The sequence below is a fragment of the Flavobacterium sp. W22_SRS_FK3 genome, assembly GCF_052113665.1.
Lineage (GTDB): Bacteria > Bacteroidota > Bacteroidia > Flavobacteriales > Flavobacteriaceae > Flavobacterium.
This window is the reverse complement of record NZ_JBGQOF010000006.1, coordinates 99,367-116,715: the sequence shown is the minus strand read 5'-3', so window position 1 is coordinate 116,715 and position 17,349 is coordinate 99,367. Positions and strand designations below refer to the sequence as shown.

The 17,349-nt window shown below is 31.2% G+C and carries 12 protein-coding genes; 5 read left to right on the top strand and 7 right to left on the bottom strand.

Annotated features, from left to right (window positions below; genetic code table 11):
- Positions 1–181: 181 nt before the first annotated feature.
- The 5 genes from ACEN2I_RS07710 to ACEN2I_RS07690 all read left to right on the top strand — a co-directional run bounded on the left by ACEN2I_RS07710 (position 182) and on the right by ACEN2I_RS07690 (position 4,864).
- Complete coding sequence (locus tag ACEN2I_RS07710) at positions 182–985, top strand: TIGR00266 family protein (RefSeq protein WP_441765517.1); 804 nt, start codon at positions 182–184, stop codon at positions 983–985.
- 157 nt (positions 986–1,142) lie between these two features.
- Complete coding sequence (locus ACEN2I_RS07705) at positions 1,143–1,922, top strand: alpha/beta fold hydrolase (protein WP_441765516.1); 780 nt, start codon at positions 1,143–1,145, stop codon at positions 1,920–1,922.
- A gap of 101 nt (positions 1,923–2,023) precedes the next feature.
- A complete protein-coding gene (locus tag ACEN2I_RS07700) occupies positions 2,024–2,656 on the top strand; it encodes a response regulator (protein WP_441765515.1) in 633 nt (210 codons plus the stop codon).
- Positions 2,657–3,297: 641 nt separating this feature from the next.
- Complete coding sequence (locus ACEN2I_RS07695) at positions 3,298–4,392, top strand: Ppx/GppA phosphatase family protein (protein WP_441765514.1); 1,095 nt, start codon at positions 3,298–3,300, stop codon at positions 4,390–4,392.
- 97 nt (positions 4,393–4,489) lie between these two features.
- The gene (locus ACEN2I_RS07690; protein WP_441765513.1) at positions 4,490–4,864 is read left to right on the top strand and encodes a hypothetical protein; all 375 of its coding nucleotides are present in this window, start codon (positions 4,490–4,492) and stop codon (positions 4,862–4,864) included.
- 151 nt (positions 4,865–5,015) lie between these two features.
- Here the strand turns inward: ACEN2I_RS07690 and ACEN2I_RS07685 are convergent, their stop codons facing one another.
- The 7 genes from ACEN2I_RS07685 to ACEN2I_RS07655 form a co-directional block, all read right to left on the bottom strand.
- On the bottom strand, positions 5,016–6,275 hold the full coding sequence (locus ACEN2I_RS07685; protein ID WP_441765512.1) for an MFS transporter: 1,260 nt from the start codon (positions 6,273–6,275) through the stop codon (positions 5,016–5,018).
- Positions 6,276–6,336: 61 nt separating this feature from the next.
- Complete coding sequence (locus ACEN2I_RS07680) at positions 6,337–6,807, bottom strand: GNAT family N-acetyltransferase (protein WP_441765511.1); 471 nt, start codon at positions 6,805–6,807, stop codon at positions 6,337–6,339.
- A gap of 633 nt (positions 6,808–7,440) precedes the next feature.
- Entirely contained in the window at positions 7,441–8,109 is a 669-nt protein-coding gene (locus ACEN2I_RS07675) for an ATP-binding cassette domain-containing protein (RefSeq protein ID WP_441765510.1), read from the bottom strand.
- A 292-nt stretch (positions 8,110–8,401) separates the two neighbouring features.
- Positions 8,402–11,167 (bottom strand): PD-(D/E)XK nuclease family protein, encoded by a 2,766-nt coding sequence (locus tag ACEN2I_RS07670; protein ID WP_441765509.1) that lies wholly within the window; start codon positions 11,165–11,167, stop codon positions 8,402–8,404.
- Between the two features lie 64 nt (positions 11,168–11,231).
- On the bottom strand, positions 11,232–12,692 hold the full coding sequence (locus ACEN2I_RS07665; protein ID WP_441765508.1) for an OmpA family protein: 1,461 nt from the start codon (positions 12,690–12,692) through the stop codon (positions 11,232–11,234).
- A gap of 112 nt (positions 12,693–12,804) precedes the next feature.
- The gene (gene kbl / locus ACEN2I_RS07660) at positions 12,805–13,998 is read right to left on the bottom strand and encodes a glycine C-acetyltransferase (RefSeq protein WP_441765507.1); all 1,194 of its coding nucleotides are present in this window, start codon (positions 13,996–13,998) and stop codon (positions 12,805–12,807) included.
- An 81-nt stretch (positions 13,999–14,079) separates the two neighbouring features.
- Entirely contained in the window at positions 14,080–17,238 is a 3,159-nt protein-coding gene (locus tag ACEN2I_RS07655; protein ID WP_441765506.1) for a UvrD-helicase domain-containing protein, read from the bottom strand.
- Positions 17,239–17,349: the final 111 nt, after the last annotated feature.

Here is a 17,349-nt window from a genome sequence, read left to right as displayed (position 1 = left end):
ATAGAATTTATAGTAATTAAATGCATAATTAAGACTAATTTAAAATAACAAATCTTTTTAATATCTTTAATAAGATGTTTTCATCTACAATTTTCTGTCTCAAATTAACATCTTAAGAAAAAAAATTGTAACATTTAAAAACTTCATTCGACTTATTTTAAAACTAAATCATTTAAAAATTATGCAGTCACACGAAATAGATTATCAGATTTTTGGAGAAGAAATGCAGTATGTTGAGATAGAATTAGATCCAAAGGAAATTGTAATTGCCGAAGCTGGCAGTTTTATGATGATGGAAAACAATATCAAAATGGAAACTATATTTGGTGACGGTTCTCAACAACAAGGCTCAGGCTTGTTTGGCCAGCTTTTAAGCGCCGGAAAAAGAGTTCTTACCGGAGAAAGCTTGTTTATGACTGCATTTTTAAATCAGGGTAATACAAAAAGTAAAGTTTCATTTGCATCCCCCTATCCAGGAAAAATCCTTCCAATTGATTTAACGCAATTTCAGGGTAAATTCATTTGTCAAAAAAGCTCTTTTTTATGCGCTGCCAAAGGTGTTTCTGTCGGAATAGAATTCTCTCAGAAATTAGGACGCGGTTTATTTGGCGGCGAAGGCTTTATTATGCAGAAAATCGAAGGAGACGGTATGGCATTCGTACATTCAGGAGGAACAATGGCAAAAAAAGAACTAGGTCACGGTGAAGTGCTAAAAGTAGATACAGGATGCATTATAGGTTTTACCAAAGACGTAGATTATGACATTGAATTTATTGGCGGCATTAAGAATTCTCTTTTTGGAGGCGAAGGTTTATTTTACGCTACTCTAAAAGGTCCGGGAACGGTTTATATCCAGTCACTGCCTTTCTCCAGATTAGCAGATCGCATTATTGCATCAGCACCAAGATCTGGCGGAAACAGTCGGGATGAAGGAAGCCTGCTGGGCGGATTAGGAAATCTTTTAGATGGTGATAATAGGTTTTAATTATATTACGGTTCATATTACAGTGAGCCGTTTTTTTATTTCACCACTCTATTTGTTATAAAAAAAATAATAACAGATAGGATAATATTAAATCCTAAGTGTATTTCTAATGCAGTCGTGCTTTATTATCTTTGTTTTTATTATTTAAATTATCATTTTGAAAACTCTTCTATACAAGAATACCAAAATATCCTATACTGATTCAGGTGAAGGAACTGCAATTGTTTTACTTCACGGCTTTTTAGAAAACAAAAAAATGTGGCAGGGTTATGTTACTTTATTCTCTGAAAACTATCGCGTCATCACAATTGATCTATTGGGTCATGGCAAATCAGATTGTTTGGGTTATTTACATTCAATGGAAGATAATGCCAATGTAGTTCATGAGGTTTTAAAAGATTTGAATATTCAAAAAACTATTGTTGTAGGACATTCTATGGGCGGTTATGTAGGTTTGGCTTTCGCCGAATTGTATCCGAAAGAAATCCAGAAATTAGTTTTACTGAATTCCACTTCCAAAGAAGACAGTGCCGAAAAAAAATTAAACAGAACGCGAGCCATCAAAGCAGTAAAACAGAATCATGTCACTTTTGTGAGCATGGCTGTTGCTAATTTATTTAGTGAAAACAACAGGACCCGCCTTATTTCTGAAATCGAAGAGGTAAGAGAACAAGCTTTAAAAACACCTCTACAAGGAATTATAGCATCTCTTGAAGGGATGAAAATCAGAAAAGACAGAGAAAACATTTTGAAACAGAATCTTTTTCCGGCCTTATTAGTTTTAGGAAAAAAAGACCCTGTTTTAAATTATGATGAAAGTATTTCTCAAATCGAAAATACAACTGCACAACTTGTTTCTTTTGAAGATGGACATATGAGCCAAATCGAAAACAAGGAGGAATTAGAAACTATTTTGCTTCATTTTTTTTCGTCTTAAAAAGACTTTTAGAAAAGAAATCTTATCACAAATCATTAGACAAAAGTTAATTATTTTTAGTTAATCAAAATAATCTTAAATTTGAGGTCTAATTTGATTTAATGAAGAAAGAGCTCAAAATACTGTTAGTTGATGATCATAGTGTAGTCCGGCACGGAACTTCTTTACTGCTAAAAAAAGCTTTTGAGGGAATTGTAATTAGCCATGCTGATAATTTTAAAGAAGCAATTGATAAATTAAACCAAAAACAGGATGTTGTTTTTCTGGATATAAATATTCCGGGGGGAAACAGTACCAAAATGGTTGAAAAAGTCAGACATGATCATCCAGAAATATTAATTATGATGTTTTCTGCATATGATGAAACTCAATATGCGCTTCGTTATATTCATGCTGGCGCTAATGGTTTTTTAAACAAATACAGCAGCGATTCAGAAATAATCAAAGCGGTAAAGCTATTACTCGAGACCGGAAAATATTTAAGTGATGCTGTAAAAGAAAAAATCGTAGAAAATACATTTTCTAAAAACCCTGTAAATCCATTAGATAAACTATCAGAGAGAGAAATTGAAGTTGCCCAGCTTCTTGTTAGTGGTGAGGGAAATCTTGAAATTTCAAACAAATTAAACATCCAAATGTCAACTGTGAGTACTTTTAAAAGCCGAATTTTTGAAAAATTGGGTATTAACAATATTGTTAAATTAGTTGAAGTTCTAAATATTTACAAAAACTAATTTTTGTTTTCAAACATTCTACTGTACACTTCTCTTTTTATTACAATACTTTCAATTTCATTTTACTTCTATAAACTTGAAAAGCTCTGGGTTAATCTAACTCATATTTTACATTTCTTTTATTTATATTTTATTCAGCCTTAATAAATTTATTAGCTAAGACTTCAAAAAGAATTTGCAGAATTCAGGTACAAAATACTGTTTTCTGTAGGTAGTTATATATTATTTTCTATGTAGTAAATTAGGCTATAAAACTGCATTTATGTCTGTCATTAAAAAAAACAAACAAAGATATCTTCGATTTAAGGACACATCTATAAAAATCTGATTTTCAACACTACAAAAAATAAGTAGGAAAAAGATACGCATTCTTTGTAGAATTAGTTCTACAACGGAAGACTAAATGCGCTACAACTATTTACTCATTTAATAATGACCTTTGCATTTGAATTAATTGACAAAATCAATGAAACCCAAAGCTTTAGATTCAGTTCACTTAATAAAGTAACACAAATATAAGAAAAAAGATATTTTTTTATACACTAAAAATTTTTATTGCTTAATTATTACTAAATAACCAGAATAAAGCATAAAAAAATAAAAAAAAACAACTCACACAAATTGAAATTAATAAAAATACCATGAAGCAAAAAAATCTTTTAAAAATATACCTCTTAATCGTCTTTGGCGTATTTTTTTATTTTGATTCATATTCTCAAAAAAGTGTTTATGCAGGAATAGAAATAGGAAGTAAAGGAATAAAAATTTCTGTCATTGACGTCAATAACATTAAAAAAGGAGACTACGACATAATATCATACTGGACAGAAAACATTGGAATAGCAAAAGGCATATCAATTGATGGTAATCTTGCAGAAGGAGATATTAACAGAGCTGGAGCTGTTGTTTTTGAAAATCTTACCAAAATCAAAAACAAATATAATGTTGCTGATGAAAATATATTTATTGTTGCTTCTTCCGGAGTAGCATTAGCTAATAATACACAGGCTTTAATTGATAAAATTAAGGTCTCAACAAACAAAGAGCTTGAATTCATTAGTGCTGAAACAGAAGGAAAAATGCTCTTAAAAGGATCTATACCTCCAAACGAGTATCAGGATGCCCTCATACTTGACATTGGAGGAGGTAATACAAAAGGAGGATATGTAGATGTTCAGAATGATAACAAATTTGAGTTTTTTCCTTTAAAACTAGATTATGGAACTATTACACTTACTGAAGCAATTAACAAAACAATTGTAATTCCTAAAGAAACTGAAGACATTGAAGTATACAAAGAGAAATCATTTGCCTATGCCCCACTTTTAAGAGAAAAAATAAGCGAAATGCTTAATACAAAACCTTTGTCATTGCAAAAAAAGAGAATATATCTTTCCGGAGGAGCAATTTGGGCATTTACAACTTTGTACTACAACAATGACAATGACGACCATTTTGTACCATTAAAAATGGAAGACATTTTATATTACGATGCTATTTTAAAGAACAATTTTGGCAAATACGAAAACCTGGCGAAAACTAATAAAAATGCTGATAAAGTAATTAACACCTACAGTCAGAGACATCTAATTTCGGCTAATAACATTCTTATAGCCTGCTTGGAAAGCATTCCTGATTTGAAATCAAAAAAAATATATTTTGCAAAAGAAGGACAAATTGCATGGCTGGTTTCCTATGTTGTGGATCGTTCGAAAAAAGTCAAAAATAATTTTTAATATTTTAAAATAAGCAGTTTATAATGAATTTAATCGCTGCTTAATTGATGTAAAACTAAACAATGTTGAATATATAACAATTTAAAAACAATTTATAATGTCAGATTTTTTAAAACAATTTGGAGATGAAATCAAAAAAAACATCCCTGGTTATGTTGCAGTTGCCGTAACCGAAATAAAAAGTGGTATATCTTACTTTAGTGATTCATCACTTGACGGTTTTGATCCTGAATTAGCTTCAGCTTTCAACCTCGAAGTTGTAAAGGCAAAATTAAATGCAATTAGCGCATTAGGTTTAGACCAAAGTATCGACGATATCATGATTACGCTTACAAATCAAATACACATTATTGACATCTCTGAGAACAATGAGTATTTTATTTACCTGGCAGTAGATTCAAATAATGCTAATTTAGGCATGACCAAAGCTCTTTTAAACAAATACAAAAAAGAGATTTCTGGTAAATTATAATATCATTTTTACATATAATTTTATAGCTTTTTTTGCCCCAAATCGCTATTACCATTAAACAGTTTAATTTTCTTAATTAAACGCTTACTAAACAAAAATGATATTACTTAAAGTTTATTGATTAATTTCAATAAACTTTTTTTGTTTAAAATTATTTACTTGAAGTTGCAAATAATGACTCCACAATTTTCTTTTTAATCATTTCTTTTTCCTTATCCACAATAAAAACCAATCGATAAGCCAGAAGAAATCCTAAAAAACCTAAACAAGTTAAAAATATCCAATTCGCTTTATAACCATACTCTGCTATAATGGTCATACCAGATTTAGTACTTAAGATATGCGCAATACTGTAACTCATTGTAAAGACAGCCATAAATTTACCTTCCTGCTTTTTTAAAGATCTTTTTTTGACAAAAGAATTTGCAAAAGGAAAAGTAAACATAATACCAATAGTCATAAAAACCATCATCACAACGAGTGCCAAAACACTATTTTCGATCAGCAAAAATAAGTAACTGACTGCCATAGCTAAAACACCTAAAGAAACCACTAAAAGTTTATTTATATTCTTAGCTTCTACATAACCGACAATAGAAAGCTCAAAAAGCAAAATTAAAACACCATTTAATGCTAGAAACAGACCACTCTCGATACTTGAAAAATCAAAAACTTCTTTATAGTAAAGGGAAAGAGTAGTAAACATTTGAAAAAAAAGTATCCCGGTAATCAGAGTAACAACTAGGTGAATCAAAAAAGGCTTATCCTGAAAAACTGAGTTTTCTTCTTTTAAATGTTTAAAAGTATTTAGTTTATAAGGCAGTTTTTTCTCTTTAACATAAATAGAAAATAACAGAATACTTAAAACACAGGTTAATCCATCTATTAAAAACAAAAAGCTATAATCTAAAACGGTAATAATTATTCCTCCGATTAATGGACCAAACATAAAACCTAAATTTACAGATGATCGTACTAACGATAAGGCTTTTGTTCTTTCATTTTTACCCGCGTAAGTATCCAAAGAAACTAACATTGCAGGTCTATACATATCTGAAATCGTCGTGAGTAATAATACACCCAAACAAAAACTGTAAAAAGTAGTTAAAAACTGTAACAGAATAAATATAAGTCCGCTTGTAAATAAGCTAAAGACCATAACCTTGTAAAAACCTATTTTATCAGATAACTTCCCACTGATCCACGTTCCTAAAAAAGAACCCACTCCAAAAAAGACCATTACCCATCCTATTTGACTGTAACTAAAATGAAGTTCTTCCAACATATATTTAGAAAGAAACGGAACCACCATTGTCCCTAATCTATTAATAAATGTAGTGATAGCCAAAACTTTCACCTCTACTGAAAACTGGCTGAAATTTTTGAAATAATTTTTAAGTAACGTTGTCATAAATTTGTAATCTTAATATATACTTAAGCGTATTTGTCTTTAAATAAAAATGTATGATTTATCAATACAATAATTTCATTTCGTAATAATAATAATTTGATATAAAATTCTTCCTGACAAATCCAAAACCTTCATAAAGTTGGTGTGCTGCAAAATTTTCGGTATCTGTATTTAATGAAATATGATCAACCTTTGTTTTTTTTGCGTAATCGATACATCGCAACAAAATTTCCCTGCCAATATGTTTTCTTCTATAAGCAGGCTTAACATACAGATATGAAATATGCCAGTTATATTTTATCTTAGATAAAGGACTTACTTTATAATGCAGAACTATAAATGCAACAGGAATATCCTGTTCTTTTTTAATAAATATTTTTGCCTTGTTTCTGTCGAGTTTGTCTTTTATAAACAGTACAGCATTTTCTAAATTAAGCAGTTTTTCATCTATTAATTTAGACTCATAAATTATATCTTTCACCGATTCAAAATCCTTTGGGCCAACTTCTAAAATTTCATGTGCATTCTCCATAAAAAAAAGCTAAGAGAAATTCACAAAAAACCCTTATTTAAAAGGGGTTAATAAAGATTTTCATCTGATTTTATATAGTCGCAAATCTAAGTAAATATTAATCAAAAAAGTGTGATTTTCTATTATTTTTTATCGGTTTTTAAATGATATAAAAACGTTAAATATTCAGTAAAAATTAGCTTACATTTTTTTTTACTTTTTGCACCAAAACCCACCAATTTTATACAGCAATAAAAAAGGCTGTTCATATAAAAATGAAACAGCCTTTTCCTCATTATCGGGGGCAAAATCTTTGTCGTTTTAATTTTGACATCTTGTGTCAAACTTCTAAAATAATCCTTTTTTAGATGCCACAAAGATATTCGAATAATATAACTTTTCAATAACCAACTGTTAAAAATGGCTACTGAAATCGATTTCCGAATCACTTTTATTTATAACATATTAATTCTTTATTTTTAAAATAAAGAATGCAAAAAAATTAAATAAAAAATTCATATCTCATTATAAAACAAAAAGATAAATTATAGACACACAATTTACAATTTGAGAATTACACTTCATTTGATAGAAAAAAACTTCATAAGTTTAAAAAAGACTATTTTTTAAACAAAACAAGTGATTATCTTCTGACTATAAAACACTTGACAAATATCCCTTCTGGATAAGATCTTCTTTTTGATTGATATTATACAATTTACCATCCTTAATCAAAATTAACCGGGTCGATATTTTGATTACATTTTGATAATTATGATCCGTAATAATTATAGCTTTTTTCTTAGAATTCTCTTTTATTAATACATCTATAACATCAAGCATAATGGGTGACAATCCGTTATAAGGTTCATCTAGAAGAACAAATTTTGAAGAATTACTAAGTACTATTTTGATTTCTAAATAACGGCGCTCTCCCGCTGACAGGTGTATTATTTTTTTATTTAAAATAGACTTAATCATTTCATCTTCGTAAAAACTTTCAATTTCTTTTGTGTCAATCGATAATAAAACAGCTTTTTTAACAGACAAATGATTTGGAATAAACTGATTCTGATGCAAATAACTAATTTCATTAAACAAACCCATTGCCTTATTTTTTGAAATTCCATTAATGCGAATACATTTATCCGGAGCCTTCACAAGACCAGCAATAATTTTCAGTAATGTAGATTTACCGGAGCCGTTACTCCCCAACAAGCCGACAATTTCAGATGTTTCGCATTTTAAATATATATCAGAAAGTATAACACTTTCGTCAAACTGCTTCTGAATTCCGTCGACCTCTAAAATGTGTTTTTTCAAAACAACTTTTTTATTAAAAAAATTATTAGATCTATTAAAACTGTAGTACAAAAAGTAAAAATATAGCTAAAGACCCAAAGCTGAATTTTATTAATGCCGTTATTTGAATAAAACAGGTAATCATTTTTACGATACAATTCTTTAACACCAATACTTATTAAAAAACCAAAACTCAAAAACATAATAAAAAAATAATCAAAGCCACCTAACAAAACAGCAATAAAACATACAGCCAAATTAAGTACTAATGTGGTTTTAAAAAAATCGAATATATTGAATAGCTTTCTGATATTTAATTTATTTTTTCTTCAAAAGGAATATTTGCATCAAAAATCTCATTTAACAAAAATACAATTTCATCTAAATAGTGGTTTAGAGTTTGATTGGTAACAGTACTATCTAATTCTTTATCTTCCTTAAAACCGAACGGCAAAAAACCTGACTTTAAATTTTTAAATGAAATAATCCCAACTTCAACAGGAATCTCACCTGCTTCTTTTTCAAACATAAAAGCATACGCTAATACCTGAATAATTTTGTCGTTTTTAAGCTCCTGAGTCAATCCATTCCATGATTTCAAGACCACATTAGTTTTTTCAACTTTTCCTGTCTTATAATCGATGATTCTTATTTTTCCATTGCGCAATTCAATTCTGTCAACATTTCCTTTAATTAAAACAGGAAATGGTAGTTTTGGATGTTGCAGTTGACGTTCAAAAGTTTTCTCTAAAGCAATTATTTTAATGGCATCTCCATTTTTAATTGCATCCAATTCCATTTTTAAGAAATTAGAAACATTACGCTTTGCAACTTCAAAAGCCAAAAGATTACGCCCTTTTTTAATTTCCCCCTCTTTATAAACCAATTTAAACTGCCTTAAAACTTCACCATCTAACAATTTAAAACAATTTAAAATATCTGATTCTGAAATAAACTTACCTATAAAAGGTTCATATAAGGTTTTTAAAGTTTCATGAATAATGGTCCCCAGCGTATTTAATGCAATGTTTTCTTCGACCTCTTCGACTTCTCTAATGCGTAAGATTTTTTGAAAATAAAAATCAATTGGATTCCGAATATAACTTGTCAAGGCAGAAGGCGAAAACCCTGTTGCCGCAATTTCTTTCAAACGGACCAGTACGTTATCCGATTTTGGAATCAGCATTGGTTTATAAGCCGTTGTCGGCAAAACCGGGTTATAAATGTCAAACGTTAAATTATGATTAGATTGTTTTTCTACTTCTAATTGTGTGATAAAACGACTGCGTTCACCGGCATCCAAGCCATCATTTTCGGTATTATAAATCAAATAAATATTTTTGGCTCTTTGCAAAAGATGATAAAAGTGATAGGTATAAATTGCATCCTTTTCCTTAAAAGTTGGCAAACCAAGTTCTCTTTTCACATCATATGGAATAAAGGAATTTTGAGATTTACCAGCCGGAAATTTTCCTTCATTCATCGAAGTTACGATTACTGTGTCAAAATCCAAGACCCGACTTTCTAAAACCCCCATTATCTGCAGACCATTCAAAGGCTCACCTTCGAACGAAACTTCTGCAACATCAATAACCTGCTTATAAATTGCATATAAAGTCTGAATATTGTCTATATGGGTATGTTGAGAATAGTAATTGATTAATTTATTGATAACTTTAAAAATAGAGAAGACAAAAGTTTTGGCAATTTTTTCATCCTCTTTGTCATTGCTAAAATTTTCTTTTATCAAAAGCAAAAGCGCAGAAATACTTTCCAGTACTGCCAAAGATCCATTTTCCCATTTTTTAAATAACAAATCAAATAAAACTGACGGATTTGAATTAAGTTCTTTTAATCTGGAATAGGTAATAAAAGTATAATTATTCTCTTTTATAATTTTAACCAATTGACTTGTTTTCGCATAGGGCTCAATGAGCGGATGTGTCAAAATATCAAGTACATCTTTGTAATAAAAAACATAACTCACGCCATTTCTGGAAAGTGCGTTTGTATGCATTTTAAATAACTTCGCAATTAAAATTTGTGAAGGATTATTTTTACCTGAATACCCCATAGTGATGTTAAGTCCCCCAACGGAATTTGGTAAAGAGTACAAAACAGGCATCAATAAATTTTCTTCCCCAAGTACAATAGCCACTTTATCAAGAGAAGAACCCGGATTATCCCTGATTATATCCTCAATGATACTTCCGGAAAGTTTTGCCTGACCAATAGTTTTTGGAGTTCCTATTACATGTATGTTTTTTGCCTGAGAAAAATCATTCACAATCCACTCGAAAGAATTCGATTTATAGTGTTTCCAATTTTCTTTAAATCGCCTAACAAAAAGACCGGCATCGTGATAAGGATCATTTAGAAAAATTTGATCAATATCCCAATAAATTTTTGCCTGATCAAGCGCCAAAAGATGTTGTACTATTTTTTCTTCAGCTGCATTTAAAGCATTAAATCCCGCAAAAACATAAGAGTTATTTGAAATAGTATTCGAAAAATGATTTAGATTATGTACTGCTTCACGATAAATAAGCCCTTGATATCCTATTGACTTATTTAACAAATGTTCATATAGTGAATTATAATACAGCGGCAGAAGTTTCCAAAAATCAATATAATTTTCTAATAGCCTGGTTTTATTTTCAACTTCTATTCCCCATTTCTTTATATCTTCAATATCCTTTAGATATGACAAAACATGCGAAGGCTCTAAAAGATATCGATCAATTTCATTAAAATCCTGAAGAAGTGTTTTTGCCCAATTGGCAAATAACTCAAATGATTGCTGATGTTGCTTTTCGGTAACCGAAAGATAAACTTCGTAAAATTCAAATAATAACTCAATTGAATCAACAGAGCGTACAGAAGCAATTTCTTGTACAAAATCCTCAATTGAAACAATTTTTGGAGAAAGAATAGTGTTATAAATTTGTTTTCTCAAAGCTTCAATTAAAAAAACCTTAGCCCTCTTATTAGGAAGCACAATAGTAATTTCAAATAACCTATCAGAATAATCCTGAATAATAGTAGCTGCAATTTTGTCAAGAAAAGAAGTATTTATCATATGATAAAAATAAAAAAAGCCATTCAATTAAGAATGGCTTTTTAAAATTATTTAGAAAAGTAAATTATAGTTTACCTTCGTATTTTGAACCAATATGTTTAATTTCAGTTCTTCTGTTTTGAGCTTTACCCGCAGCAGTTTTGTTGCTTGCTACTGGCATAGACTCACCAAATCCTTTTGAAACTAAGTTGTCAGCGCTAACACCTCTTTCGATTAAGGCATTCATAACAGCTGCAGCTCTCTCTTCAGAAAGTTTTTGATTTAATGCATCAGATCCATCACTATCTGTGTGTCCTTCAACACTGAATTTTGCATTTGGATAATTTTTAAGGATTTCTTTTATAGCATCCAATCTAGCTGGCGTTTCTTTGTCACCTGATTTGAAAGTAGCTTTACCTGAGTTAAAGTAAACTGCTCTTGCCTGAACTTTAAGTTCTTCTAAAGCTTCTGTAGTCACTTCAGGACAACCTCTATTGCTAGCTGGACCAGCTACAGTAGGACAATCATCATCTTTGTCAGCAACACCATCTTTGTCAGCATCTAAGAAAGGACAACCACCGTTTTCTTTTGGACCAGCAACAGTAGGACATTTATCATCTTTATCTGCAACACCGTCACCGTCAGTATCAGGACAACCTTTTAAAGCAGCTAAACCAGCAACATCCGGACAAGCATCATCTTTATCAGCAATTCCATCTCCATCAGTATCAGGACAACCGTTTAATGCTGCTAAACCAAATACATCTGGACAAGCATCACTTGCATCAACAATTCCGTCTCCGTCAGTATCAGGACACCCATTGAATTGTTTCAAACCAGCAACATCCGGACAAGCATCATCTTTATCGTAGATTCCGTCTCCGTCAGTATCCTTACCTCCGAATTTGAAAACTAAACCAGCAGTATGCTGGAAATGCGATGGAGTATCTGGAGTTCCAGAAGCATCTTCTCTATCTCCAAAAGCCCATTTGTATCTTGAAGCAAGCTCAAGACCAATAGCATCTGTAAACCAGAATGTCAAACCAACACCTGGATTAACAGTTCCAAAACTACTGTCTCCAAAGAAAGTATAACCTCCACCAACAGATAAAGACGGATCAATTACTTTAGATTTAATTAATTCCATGAAGCTATATTTGATAGTAGCATCAATTCCATAATACATTAAATCACCAGGATTGTAGGCTACATTACCTCTTGAATCAGCATTTGGGCTAGTTGGATCAAAAACAACATATTTGTCAATTTTGTTTACAGATCCTTGCAAACCAACAGAGAACCCTGCTCCTACATATTTAGACACTCCTATGTAAGATAATGATGGAAGAATATTCCAGTTGTCTTTTACAGCAAATGGCTGAGAAAAGTGTTGATCAAAGAAACCACTTCCTGATCCAGAACTTGTTCTGGTATCAACGGCATTCACTCCAAAAGAGATAGCCCATGGGTTGTTACTGTCCTGTGCATGAGAGCTTAAGCCCATCACCACCATCCCAGCAACTAAAAGTTTTTTAAGATGTTTCATACTTATTTTTTTTAATTACAATTTAGTTAATTATAGACAAAAGTAACACGTAATTTTTTAAATACAAAATGTAATGTTAAAAAAAACCTACAAAAATCGCATTAAATGGTAATTATATAACTTTTAACATTTGACCAACTAACACAAAAGCATTGATTGCCCTATCCAAATGTTCTTTAGAATGTGCAGCAGATAATTGTACTCTAATTCGTGCTTTTTCCTTAGGGACAACAGGAAAAAAGAACCCAATAACATAAATACCTTGCTTAAGAAGTTCATTTGCCATCGTTTGTGATAATTTTGCATCATACAACATGACGGGTACAATTGCTGAATCTCCGTCAATAATATCGAAACCTGCTTTTTTCATACCCTCTTTAAAATAATTCGTATTCCATTCTAATTTATCCCTTAGAGTAGTATCTTTTTCTAAAAGTTCAAAAACTTTAATTGAAGCACCAACTATTGCAGGCGCTAAAGAATTTGAAAACAAATATGGACGTGAACGTTGGCGTAGTAATTCGATAATTTCTTTTTTAGCAGTAGTATAACCACCCATTGCCCCTCCTAAGGCCTTACCTAGTGTTCCAGTGATTATATCAACCCTTCCCATCACACCTTTTGCTTCAAGAGTTCCTTTTCCTGTTGGCCCAATGAACCCTGCAGCATGGCATTCATCAACCATTACCATTGCATCATATTTATCCGCCAGATCACAAATTTCATCTAAAGGCGCTACAAGGCCATCCATTGAAAAGACTCCATCAGTGACAATTAATTTAAAACGCGCTCCTGCTTCATTAGCCTTAACTAATTGCCGTTCTAAATCTTCCATATTGCTGTTTTCATAACGATAACGAGCGGCTTTACATAAACGAACTCCATCAATAATCGAAGCGTGATTCAGGCTATCTGAAATTATGGCATCCTGTTCACCCAACAAAGGCTCAAAAACTCCTCCATTAGCATCAAAGGCTGCCGCATAAAGAATGGTATCCTCAGTGCCATAAAAATCTGCAATCTTTTTTTCTAATGTTTTATGAATATCCTGTGTACCACAAATGAAACGAACTGAAGACATTCCGAAGCCATGTGAATCCATTGCATCCTTTGCTGCCTGAACTACTTCAGGGTGGGAAGAAAGTCCTAAGTAATTATTAGCACAAAAATTCAAAACCTTTTCTCCTGTAGAGATAGTAATTTCAGCATCCTGTGCTGAAGTTATGATACGTTCTTTTTTAAAAATACCATTTTCTTCAATTGCCTGTAATTCACTTTGTAAATATTCTTTAATTTTTCCGTACATTTTTTTATTTTTAAAACGTTAAAAATTAATACGTTAGCAAAATTTAAGCTACATTAATTCTTTAACATCTGATTAATTTTATCACAAATTTACCACATCGATTTCAGTTCCTATATACACCAAAGCCTTTTTTAACACATTGTATCCTAAATCTTCAATAGCGTTTTGATATTCCTGAATTTGATGTATATATTTAGGATTTCTGGCACCGGTTTTATAATCCAGTAAATAAGCTTCCATACCTTTAGTCAGTACAATCCTGTCCGGTTTTAAAGTTTTACCTTGTTTTTGAACAAGTGTCTGCTCATTCAAAACAGCATTGTCACTATCAAAGCAAATACTTATTTCAGGATGATTTACAATTTCATACAGCGTTTTCGAAACGATTTCTTTTTGATTATAAGTTATCAATCCAATTTCAATTGCTTTTGTAATAGCCAATTCAATATCCGATTTGTCTTTTACAAAAGCCAGAATTTCATGAATTACATTTCCGTACGATATTGCCTCTTGTTGATATGTACCCCACATCAAAGCTTCTCGCTGCGCAATTTTAATATTTTTTGGATTTAAAACTTCTGAAACTATTGGAATTGTTTTTACCAAACCTAACGCTTTCCCGGGAGGAGACAGTTTTGTCGGATTTCCAAATTCATACTCCAGTTTCTCTGGATCATAAACACCTTTATTGAGCAAATATTTAATAAAAAATGAAGCCATATTATTTGGGAAATCCCCATCTTTTCTCTCTTTTAATGATTGAGAAATAATATACAATTGCTCTTCTGCACGTGTTAATGCTACATACAAAACATTAATATTATCAAGCAATTCCTCTTGTTTTTTTAAATTAAAAACCACAGAAGCACTTTCGCCAAAACCTTCTACAGCAATGCTATTATCAATTAAAGCTTTTGGAACACCCAAATCTGCATCTTCAGTGTCCAGCCACAATTTATCTTTTGGCTTCCTATTATAATCTTCTTCTGCAAATGGCATAATAACAACAGGAAACTCCAAACCTTTCGATTTATGAATGGTCATAATTCGAACCGCATTATTACCTTCAGGAGACGGAATACTGAATTTCTCAGCATTTTTATTCCAATAACTTAAAAAATCAGCTATTCCGGCTTGATTCCGAATATCACGCTCCAGAACAATATCAAGAAAATATTGTACATAAGCATTTCCATCTGATGGAAGAACAAATTTAGATATGATAATTTCCACAGCCTCATAAAGTGATTTTTTTCGAATATCATCAAATGAAAGTGAAACATCAAAAGTGAGAAGCCATTTTTCAAAATCACTTTCAAAATTTTGCATCATTCCCTGAGCAATAAAATCATGAACCGGCATTTCAATTTCTTTAGTATTCGCTAAAAAATGCAGGAAATTTGCTTTTGCTTCTAAGTCAATACTATTATTGAGATATTTTAGAAGATGAATAATTAATCGAACCTGTGTTGCATTTTGGATCATTAGTGTTTCTGAGGATAAAAGCGGAATATTCTGCTCAGTCAAATAATTTGCAACCGCGATTCCCTGATCTCTTTTTCGGGTCAGTATCACGATGTCTTTATATTCAAAACCATCACTGATAACTTTTCGAATAGTATTTAAGGCTGCCAAAACATATAAATCTGATTTTTCGATTACTTCTTCTTCATCCGCAAAATCATTTTTTTCAATCATAGGAAGAAAAGAAATATTTACATACCCGCCTTTTTTTGAATTTGAATGCTGAAAACTATGATTCTCATACAAATCTTTATAATCTTCATTTGAGAATTCAGCCGAAATTAATTTAAAAAAAGCATTATTAAAATCAATTACCTCACTATAACTTCTATAATTAGTATCTAAATGTCTGATTATTTTATCCCGATTATTAAACGGGTTTATATCCTTACTTAATTCAATAAACTGTTCTGCTTTTCCTCCACGCCAGCGATAAATGGATTGTTTCGGATCTCCCACGATCATCAAAGTCCCCTTATTACCAAAATCATCCTGTCCGGAAAGCGCATTATCTATAAGAGGAATTAAATTTTGCCATTGCATTTCAGAAGTGTCCTGAAATTCATCTATAAAAAAGTGCCGATATCTTTCACCTAAACGCTCATATATAAAAGGTGCCGGCTGGTTTTGAATTTCACGATGAATGATCGCATTAAATTCGGAAATTGACAAAACATTTTGTTCCGACTGAATTTTTGCCAGTTCATTACTAACAGTATTCAATAAAGAAAGTGGTGTTATATTTTTTAAAAATGCTTTGTAAAAATCCCTTTTTTCAAAATGCTTATAAATTTTCTTTAATATTTGAAGCAGCTCAGGAATTATGTTTTCGATTAAAGCTTTGTCTTTTGCTGTTTTATTAATTGCAATATCATCAAATTCATGAAAAGTTTTATTTTTTGGATTAAATTTTCCGTCACGAATACTTTCTAAATGATTTGGAAAAGTTCCTCTTGAAAATGATTTCAGGTCGATTCCGTTTTTATCAATTAAAGACAAAGCTTCTACTGCAAAATCAGCATTTTCTTTTTCTAAATCGACACACAATAGAGACATTTTCTTTTTAATGACAACAAATTCCTCAATTGATTTATCATGAAAATGTAAAATCTCATTTCGATTATTTTCATTTAGAACTAAACGGCCTGTCTCCAGAATTTCACGAGAGACATCCCAACTTTTATCATCATCTGTTTTTTCCATGGTGAAATCGATGAGCAGCTTTGTCAAAGTCTCATCCTGACCAGCCTGAGCAATAATAGCATCAACAGCCTCAACCAGTAAATTCTCAGTATCCAGAGTTACTTCAAAAGTCATGGGTAAATGTAAATCGTGTGCAAAGGCACGAATAACTTTATGGGTAAATTTATCAATAGTTGAAATATCAAAAGCAGCATAATTATGAATAAGATGCTTGATAATATTTTGAGATTTTGTTTTGATTTTAATTATTGATAGTCCTGTTTCCGTGGACAAATCTTCCATCAATTCTACAGCTTTTCCAGAAGGAGCGTCTTTGGTAAACTCAGATAAACTTCCCACGATACGGCTTTTCATTTCATGAACTGCTTTATTGGTAAAAGTTATGGCGAGAATATTTCGATAAGCATCGTTTTTAGGCGACAAAAGAATTATTTTAAGGTATTCCTTAACCAAAGTATAGGTTTTTCCGGAACCTGCAGACGCATCATAAATTGAGAAAGACGGACTTTGCATACGTTTAGGTATTTGTATTGTAAAAATAGCACAATAAATACGAAATCCTAATAAATGTAAAATTCCAAATTCGAATATTTAAATCGCTCTTGCATTCAAATATTCGAATTT

Excerpts from the sequence above, each read along its gene's own strand:
- ACEN2I_RS07710 (WP_441765517.1), top strand. The coding sequence starts at position 182 with ATGCAGTCACACGAAATAGATTATCAGATTTTTGGAGAAGAAATGCAG.
- ACEN2I_RS07700 (WP_441765515.1), top strand. The coding sequence starts at position 2,024 with ATGAAGAAAGAGCTCAAAATACTGTTAGTTGATGATCATAGTGTAGTC.
- ACEN2I_RS07695 (WP_441765514.1), top strand. The coding sequence starts at position 3,298 with ATGAAGCAAAAAAATCTTTTAAAAATATACCTCTTAATCGTCTTTGGC.
- ACEN2I_RS07690 (WP_441765513.1), top strand. The coding sequence starts at position 4,490 with ATGTCAGATTTTTTAAAACAATTTGGAGATGAAATCAAAAAAAACATC.
- ACEN2I_RS07685 (WP_441765512.1), bottom strand. The coding sequence starts at position 6,275 with ATGACAACGTTACTTAAAAATTATTTCAAAAATTTCAGCCAGTTTTCA.
- ACEN2I_RS07680 (WP_441765511.1), bottom strand. The coding sequence starts at position 6,807 with ATGGAGAATGCACATGAAATTTTAGAAGTTGGCCCAAAGGATTTTGAA.
- ACEN2I_RS07670 (WP_441765509.1), bottom strand. The coding sequence starts at position 11,167 with ATGATAAATACTTCTTTTCTTGACAAAATTGCAGCTACTATTATTCAG.
- ACEN2I_RS07665 (WP_441765508.1), bottom strand. The coding sequence starts at position 12,692 with ATGAAACATCTTAAAAAACTTTTAGTTGCTGGGATGGTGGTGATGGGC.
- kbl (WP_441765507.1), bottom strand. The coding sequence starts at position 13,998 with ATGTACGGAAAAATTAAAGAATATTTACAAAGTGAATTACAGGCAATT.
- ACEN2I_RS07655 (WP_441765506.1), bottom strand. The coding sequence starts at position 17,238 with ATGCAAAGTCCGTCTTTCTCAATTTATGATGCGTCTGCAGGTTCCGGA.